Origin of the sequence: Qipengyuania proteolytica (genome assembly GCF_019711565.1) — a bacterium.
Classification (GTDB): Bacteria; Pseudomonadota; Alphaproteobacteria; order Sphingomonadales; family Sphingomonadaceae; genus Qipengyuania; species Qipengyuania proteolytica.
Genome location: NZ_JAIGNN010000001.1, coordinates 267,912 through 280,301, shown reverse-complemented (window position 1 = coordinate 280,301; position 12,390 = coordinate 267,912). Strand labels below are relative to the sequence as shown.

Below are 12,390 nucleotides of genomic sequence, written 5' to 3'. Positions count from 1 at the left end.
GCGACGCGAAGGGCAGAGCAGTGTTTGCGCGGGGGTTCTTGACCCCCGTGTTACACATGTCAAATGCAATCCATGGTCCACAGTTTCGATATCGCCCTCGCCAATCGCCTCGCAGATGCTGCCGGGGATGCGATCCGTCCGCTGTTCCGGGGCAGTTGGGCCGACGAGCGCAAGGGCGATGCCAGCCCGGTCACCGAAGCGGATCGCGCTGCCGAGGCCGCCATGCGCGCTATCCTGGAAGCCGAGTGTCCGGCAGACGGCATCTTCGGAGAGGAATACGGCGCAATCCGCGAGGGTGCTGGACGCCAATGGGTGCTCGATCCCATCGACGGCACGATCAGTTTCATGGCAGGGCGCCCGATCTTCGGATCGCTCATCGCGCTCGTCCAGGATGGCTGGCCCGTCTTGGGAGTGATCGACCAGCCGATCTCGGGCGAACGCTGGGTCGGGCGGATCGGCGAGCCGACGACGCTCAATGGCCAGGTCGTGCGGACCCGTAGTTGCCGCGAACTGGCGGACGCCGTTCTGGCGACCAGCAGCCCCCACTATTTCAGCGCCGAGGAGGCAGAACCCTACATGGCGCTGGCGCAGGCGGTCGGGCGCAACAAGCGCCAGGGCATGATCGTCTATGGCGGGGATTGCTACAACTATGGCCTGCTGGCGGGCGGCCATCTCGACATCGTCTGCGAAGCCGGCCTCAAGCTGCACGATTACGCCGCCCTCGTCCCCATCGTCGAGGGAGCGGGCGGGACGATGTCAGATTGGCAAGGCAACCCGCTTGACGCAGGCAGCGATGGCTCGGTGCTGGCACTCGGCGATCCGGCACGCCTCGAGGATGTCCTCGAGGCAATGAGCGGGCATGGCCTGCATCACGACCACGGGCACTGAGCCGCGCCTGCGCCGTTGAGCGGCCATGACCACGATATGCGTAACCGGGGCAGGGGCGGGGATCGGCCGCGCCATCCTCCTTCATTTTCACGGCCTCGGCTGGCGCGTGATCGGGCTCGACAAGGATGCCGAGGCCCTGGCCGAATTGCGGCAGGCCCTTCCGACCGGTGAGGCCTTGCTGCTGACCTGCGATGTCGGCAAGGAGGGCGAGGTCAAGCGCGCCTTCGCCCGGATCGCAGACTGGCTGGATGGGGCGCCGCTCGACTGCCTCGTCAACAATGCCGGGATTGCCGATCCCTATGGCGGCCCGCTGGAGAATTTGTCCCTGCAGGAATGGCAGGGCTGGATCGATGCCAGCCTGACATCGGCCTTCCTGTGCAGCCGCGCCGCCGTGCAGCTGCTGCGTGGGGCCGAGGGCGGAGCGAGCATCGTCAACGTCTCCTCGACCCGCGCGGTGATGAGCGAGCCGGACTGTTTCGCCTACGCCGCAGCCAAGGGCGGTGTCGATGCACTGACCCATGCCATGGCGGTGTCGCTCGGGCCGGACATCCGGGTCAACGCGATCCGCCCCGGCTGGATCGAGACCGGTCCCTGGCAGAAACAGGGGGAGCGGCATGACCCCGACCATCGCGAGAAGGACCGCGCGCAGCATCCCGCCGGGCGGATCGGTACGCCGCAGGACATTGCCGAGGCGGTCGAATACCTCCATCGTGCCGGCTTCGTGACCGGCCAGCACCTCAACGTCGACGGTGGCATGACGGTGACGATGATCTACGAGGACTGACATGACCCGGGGGGAACGGTTTCACGGAAAGGTCGCGCTGGTCACCGGCGCGGCGCGAGGCATGGGACGCGAGATCGCGCGCCGCCTGGCGGCGGAGGGCGCGATCGTCTGGATCGGCGGGCGCGAGGAAGCGGCCCTTGCCGAAGCGGCTGCGGAAATGGGGGGCGATGTCCGTCCGCTCGCCTTCGACCTCGCGGACGAAGCGGCGTGCATTGCGGCGCTCGACCGGATCGCTGCCGAAACCGGGCTCGACATCCTCGTCAACAATGCGGGCGACCGCGACCGCCGCAGTTTCGACCAACTCGAACGCGCGGATATGGAGCGCTTGCTGCGCATCAATCTGGTCGCGCCGTTCGATCTGGCGCGCAGGTCCGTGCCGCTGATGCGCGCGCGCGGCTATGGGCGGATCGTCAACGTCACCTCGATCGCGAGCGAGATCGCCCGCGGCGATGCGTCCTACACCGCGAGCAAGGCCGGCCTCGACGGCGTGACCCGCTCGCTCGCCGCCGAACTCGGGCCGTATGGCATTACCGTGAACGCGGTTGCCCCGGGCTTCGTCCTGACCGAAGCGAACGAGGAGTGGTTCACCGACACCCCTGACATTGCCGAACACCTCGCGCGGCGTACGTCGCTGGGGCGCTGGGCGGAGCCGCGGGAGATTGCCGGGGCGGTGGCCTTCCTCGCCTCGGACGACGGATCCTATGTGACCGGCCATACGCTGATCGTCGACGGTGGCTACGTGACGCACTTCTAGCCCGAAGCAGGGTTGCATTCTCGCGCGAAACCGCTATTTGCGCGCCCTTCACCGACACGTGATTCACCGCCGGTCTGGCCACAAGGGCTGCCAGGGCTGGTCGGACGTGTCTCTGTCAAGGAGATGAAAATGCCCAAGCTGAAGACCAAGAGCGGCGTCAAGAAGCGCTTCAAGCTCACCGCCACGGGCAAGGTCAAGCATGGTGTCGCCGGCAAGCGCCACCGCCTGATCAGCCACAACGCCAAGTACATCCGTCAGAACCGCGGCACCACTGTCCTGTCCGAATCGGACTGGAAGGCAGTGAAGAAGTGGGCCCCCTACGGCCTCGACTGAGCCCGTTTCGAGTTTAGGAGTACAAAGCTATGTCCCGTATCAAGCGCGGCACGACCACCCGCCAGAAGCACAAGCGGATTCTCGACCAGGCCAAGGGCTATCGCGGTCGCCGCAAGAACACCATCCGCATCGCGCGCCAGGCCGTCGAAAAGGCCGGCCAGTATGCCTATCGCGACCGCAAGGTTAAGAAGCGCAACTTCCGCGCCCTGTGGATTCAGCGCATCAACGCCGCGGTTCGCGCCGAAGGCCTGACCTATTCGCAGTTCATGCACGGCACCAAGCTCGCCGGCATCGAACTGGACCGCAAGGTAATGGCCGATCTCGCCATGAACGAAGGCGTGGCCTTCAAGGCGATCATCGAACAGGCCAAGAAGGCGCTTCCCGCCTAAGCCTTTCGAAATGCGACAGAAGAAAGGGCGTCTCCCCATCCGGGAGGCGCCCTTCTCTTTTGTTAACTTGTCGCGAACCTACAAGTTGATAGACTTACCCTCGTGGGAGGAGTCGGTTGGCTGTCGAATGCCGGATAGACGTGCGGTTTTTCGCCCCGCCGGCGGACATTGCCCCCTGCTTCACGAGTTTCTACCGCCTCGAGATCGACTTGCCCGAGGGCGAGACGGTGGTCGATTACCTCCAGCCCGAGTGGGCCAATCTGCGGTATTTCGCCAGCAACCCTCCCAACGCCAGCGTGGCGGGCGGGCCGCTGATCGGGCCGCGGCGGTTCCAGGCGACCGGGCCCAGTTCGCGCCCCTCGCGGTTCGAAATCGGCAAGACCCGGACCTGGGGTATCGGCTTCATGCCGCTCGGCTGGGCACGGTTCGTCGGCGCGGTGGCGGGCGATCACGTCAACCTCGGTTTCGATGGCGAGCAATCCGAACTGTTCGCCCCCTTCGTCCCCCTGTGCGATATCCTGTGCGTCGAGGATGGGGACGATGACGATCAGTTCCAACAGCTCGTGGCATTCTTCCGCAAGCTGGCCGAACCGCCGCGCGACGCCGAGAAGATCCTGGCCATCCATGAAGTGATGTTTGATCCGTACCTCTTGCAGGTCGAGGATTTCGCCGCGCGCACCGGCTTTTCAAAGCGTACGCTCGAGCGGCTCTGCCACCGGCATTTCGGATTCTCGCCGCGGCTGCTGTTGCGTCGCCAGCGCCTGATGCGGACCCTCGCCGCCTTCATGCTGGAGGGCGGCAGCTGGACCTCGGTGATCGATCGCCACTATCACGACCAGGCCCACTTCGTGCACGAGTTCCAGGCCTTCATGGGCATGAGCCCGAGCGAATATGCAGCCATGCCCCATCCCATCCTTGGCGCCTTCATGGCCGAACGGCAGCGGGTGTGGGGTTCGCCCGTGCAGACCCTGGACAAGCCGAGGTAGCGGTTCGCAATTCGATTTTCTTTTGCTACGGTTCACAGGGGGTCGCACTTCACCGTTTGTTTGTAAGCCGGGGGCGACATCACAATGACGCGGCAAACCGATGCCGAAACGGAAGCGGTTCGATTGCGCTTCTACCTGCCGCCGGAGGACCTGCAGCCTCTGGTGACGACGATCTACCAGCTCGATTTCCGGTCCGACGATGGCACCCCGATCGAAGACCGGCTGCATCCCGAATGGGGCAATCTGCGGCTGTTTACCGGCGGCACGATGGAGGCCGCCGTGGGCGGAGGCCCGCTCGAGCCGGTTCCCGCGGCCGTCGTCGTTGGCCCGACGAGCAAGGCCACGCGCTTCCGCACCCAGGCCGCGCGGACCTGGGGAGTCGGCCTGCTGCCCCTGGGGTGGGCGCGGATTATCGACCTGCCGGCCAGCGAACATGCCGACAGCTTCTTCGACATGGCGCGCGGGCCGCTCGCCAATCGGCTGGCCCCGCTGCGCGAGAGTGTCGAGCGCTCGGCCGGCGATCCGGCTGCGGTGCGAGACTCGATCGTCGCCGCCTTGCGCAAGATCGTGTCGGGGCGGGAGCCGCGCGAGGAGGAGATCGTCGCACTCGAGCATGCGCTGGTCGACCCCAAGATCCATACCGTCGCGGATCTCGCGGAAAAGGCGGGCATGAGCCTGCGTTCGCTCGAGCGTCTGAGCAATGCGGTCTTCGGTTTCCCGCCGCAGCTGCTGCTCCGGCGCCAGCGTTTCCTGCGCAGTCTCGCGCTGTTCATGCTCGATCCGTCCCTCAAATGGATCGATGCGCTCGACAGCCATTATCACGACCAGGCGCATTTCGTACGCGATTTCAAGCGCTTCATGGGGATGAGCCCGAGCACTTATGCCAAGCTGCCGCATCCGGTGCTGGGTGCTGCAACCCGCACCCGCAAGGCGATCGCGGGCGAAGCGATGCAGGTCCTCCACCGGCCCCCGGGCGAGGCCTGAGCGCCCCCCCGAAACCGGGGGGGATTTCACAAACACTTGCCGGATAAGGGATTTCTTGGCAGGCGATGGCCCCGAGAGGTCGCCATGCCCAACAGATCGCCGACGATAACCGAGGTCACGTCCGAACAGGTCACCATGTTCGTGGCCGATCCGCCGCCCGATCTCATGCCTTACCTTTCGGGCTATTACTGCACCCGGATCCATGCCGATGGGGTGCTGGAAGAGTGGATGCCGCCCGAAGAGGCGAACCTGCGGAGCGGTGTCGCGCCGCATTATGCGGCCAGGATCGGACCGGGGGAGCCGGAGTCGGTACCGCGCTTCATCCTCAGCGGTCCGACCGACCGCGGGACCTATGCGCAGGTCTCCAGGGGCGAATACTGGGGCATCGGACTGACGCCCGCGGGCTGGGCGCGGTTCATCGGCATGCAGGCTAGCGATTTCGCCAACCGGTTCGACGATCTGGCGAAATATCCCGAGCTTGGCGCGCTGCACGCGATGTTCGAGGAGGTGATCTCCGGATCGCTGTCCGATCGCGACGTCATTCGCCTGTTCGACCGGACCTTCCGCGCGCTGCTGGGCGAACGCATCGAGCGCGAAGGGGCGATCCACGCCGTCCATCTCGCGATCGGATCGGGCCGCGCGATGCCGACCGAGCAGCTTGCGAGCATGGCGGGCATGAACGTGCGCACGTTCGAGCGGTTCTGCAAACGCCACTTCGGTTTCCCGCCTGCCGCGTTGCAGCGCCGCCAGCGTTTCCTGCGCAGCTTGGGGCGCTTCATGCTCGACCCTTCGATGAAATGGATCGAGAGCCTCGACAGCCATTATACCGACCAAGCGCATTTCATCCGCGACTTCCGCAACGTGATGGGCATGACGCCGGGCGAATATGCGGAACGGCCCCACCCGGTCACAAGCATGGCGGTCCGCGTCACCAACAAGGCGGCGGGCGTGGCGATGCAGGCGCTCCATACGCCGGGAGGCCGCGCGCCGCGCTGAGCAATCGGGACTTGGGAACGCCGCCCGAAGGCGCTAGGGGGCGCGTTCACTTCTTCAGCCAAGACCCACAAGACCGCCCATGACCGATCTCGATACCCTCAAATCCGGCGCGCTCGCGCAGATCGACGCCGCGCAGGATGCCGCAGCGCTTGAAACCCTGCGGGTGGAGTTCCTCGGAAAGCAGGGCTCGATCTCGGGGCTGATGAAGACGCTCGGCAAGATGCCGCCCGAGGAACGTCAGACCGAGGCGCCGAAGATCCAGGGCCTGCGCGGCGATGTCGCCGATGCGCTCGAGGCGAAGAAGGCGCAGCTCGAGGAAGCGGAGCTGGAAGCGCGGCTGGCGCGCGAAGTGGTCGACCTGACACTGCCTGCGCCGCAGGCGCCCAAGGGATCGGTCCACCCGGTCAGCCAGGTGATGGACGAACTGGCGGAAATCTTCGCCGACCTCGGCTTCTCGGTCGCCACCGGTCCCGAGATCGAGGACGACTGGCACAATTTCACCGCGCTCAACATGGCCGAAACGCACCCGGCGCGCGCGATGCACGACACGTTCTATTTCCCGGACGTCGATGCCGAGGGGCACCGCATGTTGCTGCGCACGCACACCTCGCCGGTGCAGATCCGCAGCATGGTGGAGCAGGGCGCGCCGATCCGCATCATCGCGCCGGGCCGCGTCTACCGTTCCGACAGCGACGCGACGCACACGCCGATGTTCCACCAGGTAGAAGGCCTGGTGATCGACAAGGGCATTCACCTCGGCCACCTCAAGTGGACGCTGGAGACCTTCCTCAAGGCCTTCTTCGAACGCGAGGACATCGTGCTGCGCCTGCGTCCCTCCTACTTCCCCTTCACCGAGCCTTCGGTCGAGGTTGATGTCGGCTGGCAGGATGTCGATGGTCGCCGCGTGCTCGGCGGAGACGGCGATGCGCCGGGTCACGGCTGGATGGAGCTGCTCGGCAGCGGTATGGTCAACCGGCGCGTGCTCGAATTCGCCGGCGTCGATCCCGACGTCTACTCGGGTTTCGCCTGGGGCCTCGGCGTCGACCGGCTCGCCATGCTCAAATACGGGATGGACGATCTGCGCGCCTTCTTCGACGGCGATAATCGCTGGCTGTCGCATTACGGCTTCTCGCCCTTCGACCAGCCCACCCTGTCCGCCGGCGTAGGAGCGAAGGCATGAAGTTCTCGCTCGAATGGCTGAAATACTTCCTCGAAACCGACGCGAGCGCGGCGGAGATCGCGGCTGCGCTGAACCGGATCGGCCACGAGGTCGAAGGGATCGAGGACCCGGCGAACAAGCTCGCCGGTTTCCGCGTCGCGCATGTGCTCACCGCCGCGCCGCACCCGGATGCCGACAAGCTGCAGGTCCTCACGGTCGATACGGGCCCAGAGATCAATGGCGGCGACCCGCTGCAGGTCGTCTGCGGCGCGCCCAACGCGCGTGCGGGCATGAAGGGCGTGCTTGGCCTGCCCGGCGCGGTCGTCCCGGCCAATGGCATGGAGCTCCGCAAGAGCGCGATCCGCGGCGTCGAAAGCAACGGCATGATGTGCTCGGTGCGCGAACTCGAACTCGGCGACGAGCACGACGGCATCATCGAACTGCCCGAGGATGCCCCGGTCGGCACCAGCTTCGCCGACTATAGCGATGCCTCGCCGGTGTTCGACGTGGCGATCACGCCCAACCGGCCCGACTGCATGGGCGTCTACGGCATCGCCCGCGATCTAGCGGCGGCGGGCCTCGGCACGTTCAAGCCGATCGACATTCCCGCGATCGAGACCAAGGGCGCCTGCCCGGTGGAGATCCGCACCGACGATCCCGAAGGCTGCCCGGCCTTCTTTGGCCGCGTCATCAAGGGCGTTGTCAACGGCGCGAGCCCCGACTGGATGCAGCGTCGCCTGAAGGCTGCGGGCCAGCGCCCCATCTCGGCCGTGGTCGACATCACCAATTACCTCATGCTCGCCTTCGGGCGTCCGGCCCACGCCTATGACCTCGCCAAGCTGAGCGGCGCGGTCGTCGCGCGGCGCGCGCAGAACGGCGAGCAGGTACTGGCCTTGAACGAGAAGACCTACACGCTCGACGAGACCATGACCGTGATCGCCGATGATAACGGCGTGCACGACGTTGCGGGCATCATGGGCGGCGAGCATTCGGGCGTGACCGAGGGGACCACCGACGTGCTGCTCGAGATCGCCTATTTCGATCCGGAGCGCATCGGTGTGACGGGCCGCAAGCTCGGCCTCGCCTCGGACGCGCGCACGCGCTTCGAGCGCGGTGTCGACCCGGCGTTCCTAAACGATGGCCTCGCGCTGCTCACCTCGCTGATCCAGCGCATCTGCGGCGGCGAGGCGAGCGAGGTCGTGCGCGCAGGTCAGCCGCCGGTCGAGCCGAAAGTCATCGCTTTCGATCCGGGCCTCACCGCGCGCCTCGGCGGTATCGATGTGGGCGAGGCCGAGCAGCGCCGGATCCTTACCGCGCTCGATTTCACCGTCGGCAGCGACTGGCAGGTCACCTGCCCGCCGCGCCGGCATGACATCGAGGGCGCGGCCGACCTGGTCGAAGAAATCGTTCGGATTCACGGTCTCGACAATGTCGCCAGCGTCGCCCTCCCGCGTGCGGACGGCGTCGCTCGCCCGACTGCCACTTCGCTGCAGCAGATGGAGCGGAAACTTCGCCGCGCGGCTGCCGGACGCGGCCTCAACGAGGCGGTGACCTGGTCCTTCCTTCCCACCGCCCACGCCGAACATTTTGCCGATGGCGCGCAGCTCTGGGTGCTCGAGAACCCGATCAGCGAGGACATGAAGGCGATGCGCCCCTCGCTCATTCCCGGCCTGCTCGCCGCGGCCAAGCGCAATGCCGATCGCGGCGCGCCGGGTACGCGCCTGTTCGAGATCGGGCGGCGCTATTTCCGCGGCAAGGGCGGTGCGAGCGACGAGAAGCCGACGCTTTGCGTGGTGCTCGCGGGCGAGAAGACGCCCCGCGGCTGGTCGCAAGGCAAAGCGACCCGGTTCGACCCGTTCGACGCCAAGGCCGAAGCACTCGCGCTGCTCGAAGCCGCCGGTGCGCCGGTCGACAATCTCATGGTGATGGGTGAGGCGGGCGACCAGTTCCACCCCGGCCAGTCGGCCACGCTGCGGCTTGGTCCCAAGAACGTGCTCGCGCGCTTCGGCGCGCTGCATCCGCGCACGCTCAAGGTGTTCGATGTCGACGGTCCGGTGGTCGCGGTGGAGATCTTCCTCGACGCGATCCCGGCGCGCAAGGGCGGCGGCAGCTTCGCTCGCCCGACCTACACGCCGCCCGCGCTGCAGGCGATCACCCGCGACTTCGCCTTCCTCGTCCCCGCCGATCTCGCCGCTGCCGACCTCGTGCGCGCGGTGAAGGGCGCGGACAAGCAGGCCATCGTTTCGGCCCGCGTGTTCGACGTCTTCGCCGGACAGGGCGTCCCCGAAGGCAAGAAATCGGTCGCGGTCGAGATCGTCCTCCAGCCGGGCGAGAAGAGCTTCACCGATGCCGAGATCAAGGCGATCTCGGACAGCATTGTCGCTGCTGCCACCAGGCAGGGCGCGGAGCTGCGCGGATGAAGACCGCTTTCGTCACCGGAGTTGCGATCATCGCTTTTGCCAGTGTCGGCTGCGCCACGACACCAGCCGAAGCGGTCCGGGGACATGGCGCTGTGTCGGTCTGCGAGGTGCAAACCAATCGCGAAGCGCTGCTTGATCAGGAAATTCTAATCGAAGGGTACATTGAACGAAGTCAGCATGGGATGTTTGCGTCTGCTGAACAATGTCCCCGAGAGTACATTTGGGTCGTGCTTCGCGATAAGTCAGATGCTGAAGCGATGAAGACGCTGCTTCGGAACACCAATGACGAATTCGGCGAACCGGCAGGCGATTCAATTTTTCGCGCGCGAGTAGCGATGAACGAATACAAGCTTCCGCTCACCGACCACGTATCGCCACGGCTATCGCTGGAATTCATCTCCTTTGTAGGCGAGAAACCATGAAGACCGCTTTCGTCACGGGAGCCACCGCAGGGATCGGCGAGGCCACCGTGCGCGCGCTGGTCGCGAGCGGCTGGCGCTGCGTTGCGACAGGTCGCCGCAAGGAACGGCTCGATGCGCTGGTCGCCGAGCTGGGTGCCGACAAGGTCCATCCCTGCGTCTTCGACGTGCGTGACGAGGCCGCGATGGATGCGGCGATCGCCGACCTGCCCGGAGACTTCGCAGGGATCGACCTGCTGGTGAACAATGCCGGTCTCGCGCAGGGCCTCTCGCCCGCGCAGGAGGCGAACCTCGACGACTGGCAGACCATGATCGACACCAATGTGACGGCCATGGTCAAGCTGACGCGCAAGCTGCTGCCCGTGCTGATCGCGCGCAAGGGCGCGATCATCGCCATCGGCTCGGTCGCGGGCAGCTACATTTATCCGGGCGGCAACGTCTATGCGGGGTCCAAGGCCTTCGCCAACCACTTCACGCTGGCCCTGCGCGCCGACCTCCACGGCACCGGCGTGCGCGTGACCAGCATCGAGCCGGGCATGGTCGAAACCGAATTCACGCTGGTCCGCACCGGCAGCCAGGAAGCCTCGGACAAGCTTTACCGCGGTGCCGACCCGATGACGGGCGAGGACATCGCCAACACCATCCTGTGGGTGGCCGAGCTGCCCCCGCACCTCAATATCAACCGTATCGAGCTGATGCCCGTGAGCCAGAACTTCGCCGGCTTCCGCGTCGCTCGCGACTGAGTTTTCCATGACCTCCAACCGCCGTACTTTCGCGATCATCTCGCACCCCGACGCAGGCAAGACCACGCTCACCGAAAAGCTGCTGCTGCAGGGCGGGGCGATCCACCTGGCTGGCGAGGTCAAGGCGCGCGGGGCGGCGCGGCGGGCGCGCTCCGACTGGATGAAGATCGAGCAGCAGCGCGGCATCTCGGTGACCTCCAGCGTGATGACCTTCGAGAAGAACGGGATCACCTTCAACCTGCTCGATACGCCGGGCCACGAGGACTTCTCCGAAGACACCTATCGCACGCTGACCGCGGTCGATTCCGCCATCATGGTGATCGACGTCGCCAAGGGGATCGAGAGCCAGACGCGCAAGCTGTTCGAGGTCTGCCGCCTGCGCAACGTGCCGATCATCACCTTCGTCAACAAGGTCGACCGCGAAGGGCGCCCGCTGTTCGAGATTCTCGACGAGGTCGCCGATGCGCTGGCGCTCGACGTCAGCCCACAGAACGCGCCGCTCGGCATGGGCGGCCTCTTCACCGGCATCCTCGATTTCGCCAGCGATACGGTCACCCGGCCCGAGGGCGGGAGCAAGGAATATCTCGGCAAGCGCGAACCGCTCGGGGCCTTGCCCGAAGAGTTCGAGGAAGAGATCGAGCTGACCAAGATCGGCTATCCCGAGTTCGACCTCGACGCCTATCGCAATGGCGACCTGACGCCGGTGTTCTTCGGCTCGGCGCTCAAGAATTTCGGCGTCGAGGAGCTGATCGACGCGATCGCGAAGTGGGCCCCGCCGCCGCGCCCGCAGCCTGCGGGCGAGGAGCAGGTCAGCCCGGAACGCGACGAGGTCACCGGCTTCATCTTCAAGGTGCAGGCCAATATGGACCCCAACCACCGCGACCGCATCGCTTTCATGCGGCAGGTTTCCGGCACCTTCAAACGCGGCATGAAGCTGACGCCCTCGGGCCTCGGCAAGCCGATTGCGATCCACTCGCCGATCCTGTTCTTCGCGCAGGACCGCGAACTCGCCGACACGGCCGAGGCAGGCGACATCATCGGCATTCCCAACCACGGCACGCTGCGTGTCGGCGATACGCTTTCGGAAAAGAACCAGGTCCGCTTCACCGGCCTGCCGAACTTCGCGCCCGAAATCCTGCGCCGCATCGCGCTGGTCGATCCGACCAAGACCAAGCAATTGAGGAAGGCGCTGGACGACCTCAGCGAGGAGGGCGTGATCCAGGTCTTCTATCCCGAGATCGGCGCGCAGTGGATCGTCGGCGTCGTCGGCCAGCTCCAGCTCGAAGTGCTGATCTCGCGGCTCGAGGCGGAATACAAGGTTGCGGCCAATCTGGAGGCCTCGCCCTTCGCCACCGCCCGCTGGGTCAAGGGTGAGCAGAAGGCGCTCGACGAATTCGAGAAGTTCAACCGCGCGAACCTCGCCAAGGACCGCGACGGCGATCTCGTGTTCATGGCCAAGAGCCCGTGGGATGTCGGCTATCAGGAAGAGAAGAATCCGGACCTGACCTTCTCGGCAACGAAGGAACGGTAGGTTG

The 12,390-nt window shown here is 65.9% G+C and carries 13 protein-coding genes; all 13 read left to right on the top strand.

Translation table 11 applies throughout. The annotated features are described in order from the left end of the window. The first annotated feature begins 72 nt into the window (after positions 1–72). The 13 genes from K3172_RS01310 to K3172_RS01250 all read left to right on the top strand — a co-directional run bounded on the left by K3172_RS01310 (position 73) and on the right by K3172_RS01250 (position 12,386). A complete protein-coding gene (locus K3172_RS01310; RefSeq protein WP_221586676.1) occupies positions 73–888 on the top strand; it encodes an inositol monophosphatase family protein in 816 nt (271 codons plus the stop codon). 25 nt (positions 889–913) lie between these two features. Beyond that, positions 914–1,672 carry an SDR family NAD(P)-dependent oxidoreductase gene (locus tag K3172_RS01305; RefSeq protein ID WP_221586675.1) on the top strand — a complete coding sequence of 253 codons (759 nt, stop codon included), beginning with the start codon at positions 914–916 and terminating at the stop codon, positions 1,670–1,672. A 1-nt stretch (position 1,673) separates the two neighbouring features. After that, positions 1,674–2,426, top strand: coding sequence for an SDR family oxidoreductase (locus tag K3172_RS01300; RefSeq protein WP_221586674.1), 753 nt, complete (start codon positions 1,674–1,676; stop codon positions 2,424–2,426). Between the two features lie 129 nt (positions 2,427–2,555). Continuing rightward, positions 2,556–2,759 (top strand): 50S ribosomal protein L35, encoded by a 204-nt coding sequence (gene rpmI / locus K3172_RS01295; protein WP_221586673.1) that lies wholly within the window; start codon positions 2,556–2,558, stop codon positions 2,757–2,759. 29 nt (positions 2,760–2,788) lie between these two features. Further along, a complete protein-coding gene (rplT, locus tag K3172_RS01290) occupies positions 2,789–3,148 on the top strand; it encodes a 50S ribosomal protein L20 (RefSeq protein ID WP_221586672.1) in 360 nt (119 codons plus the stop codon). A gap of 140 nt (positions 3,149–3,288) precedes the next feature. Next, positions 3,289–4,134 (top strand): helix-turn-helix domain-containing protein, encoded by an 846-nt coding sequence (locus K3172_RS15710; RefSeq protein WP_345725567.1) that lies wholly within the window; start codon positions 3,289–3,291, stop codon positions 4,132–4,134. A gap of 84 nt (positions 4,135–4,218) precedes the next feature. Beyond that, positions 4,219–5,118: a helix-turn-helix domain-containing protein gene (locus K3172_RS01280; protein WP_221586671.1), complete on the top strand. Its 900-nt coding sequence runs from the start codon at positions 4,219–4,221 to the stop codon at positions 5,116–5,118. An 84-nt stretch (positions 5,119–5,202) separates the two neighbouring features. Continuing rightward, positions 5,203–6,114, top strand: coding sequence for a helix-turn-helix domain-containing protein (locus K3172_RS01275; protein ID WP_221586670.1), 912 nt, complete (start codon positions 5,203–5,205; stop codon positions 6,112–6,114). 79 nt (positions 6,115–6,193) lie between these two features. Then, entirely contained in the window at positions 6,194–7,294 is a 1,101-nt protein-coding gene (gene pheS / locus K3172_RS01270) for a phenylalanine--tRNA ligase subunit alpha (RefSeq protein WP_221586669.1), read from the top strand. Next, positions 7,291–9,693 carry a phenylalanine--tRNA ligase subunit beta gene (gene pheT / locus K3172_RS01265; RefSeq protein ID WP_221586668.1) on the top strand — a complete coding sequence of 801 codons (2,403 nt, stop codon included), beginning with the start codon at positions 7,291–7,293 and terminating at the stop codon, positions 9,691–9,693. The genes pheS and pheT overlap by 4 nt, the downstream gene beginning before the upstream one ends. Beyond that, positions 9,690–10,115, top strand: a complete 426-nt coding sequence (locus K3172_RS01260) for a hypothetical protein (protein WP_221586667.1) — start codon at positions 9,690–9,692, stop codon at positions 10,113–10,115. The genes pheT and K3172_RS01260 overlap by 4 nt, the downstream gene beginning before the upstream one ends. Continuing rightward, positions 10,112–10,855, top strand: a complete 744-nt coding sequence (locus K3172_RS01255; RefSeq protein ID WP_221586666.1) for an SDR family NAD(P)-dependent oxidoreductase — start codon at positions 10,112–10,114, stop codon at positions 10,853–10,855. The genes K3172_RS01260 and K3172_RS01255 overlap by 4 nt, the downstream gene beginning before the upstream one ends. 7 nt (positions 10,856–10,862) lie before the next feature. Next, complete coding sequence (locus K3172_RS01250; RefSeq protein ID WP_221586665.1) at positions 10,863–12,386, top strand: peptide chain release factor 3; 1,524 nt, start codon at positions 10,863–10,865, stop codon at positions 12,384–12,386. Positions 12,387–12,390: the final 4 nt, after the last annotated feature.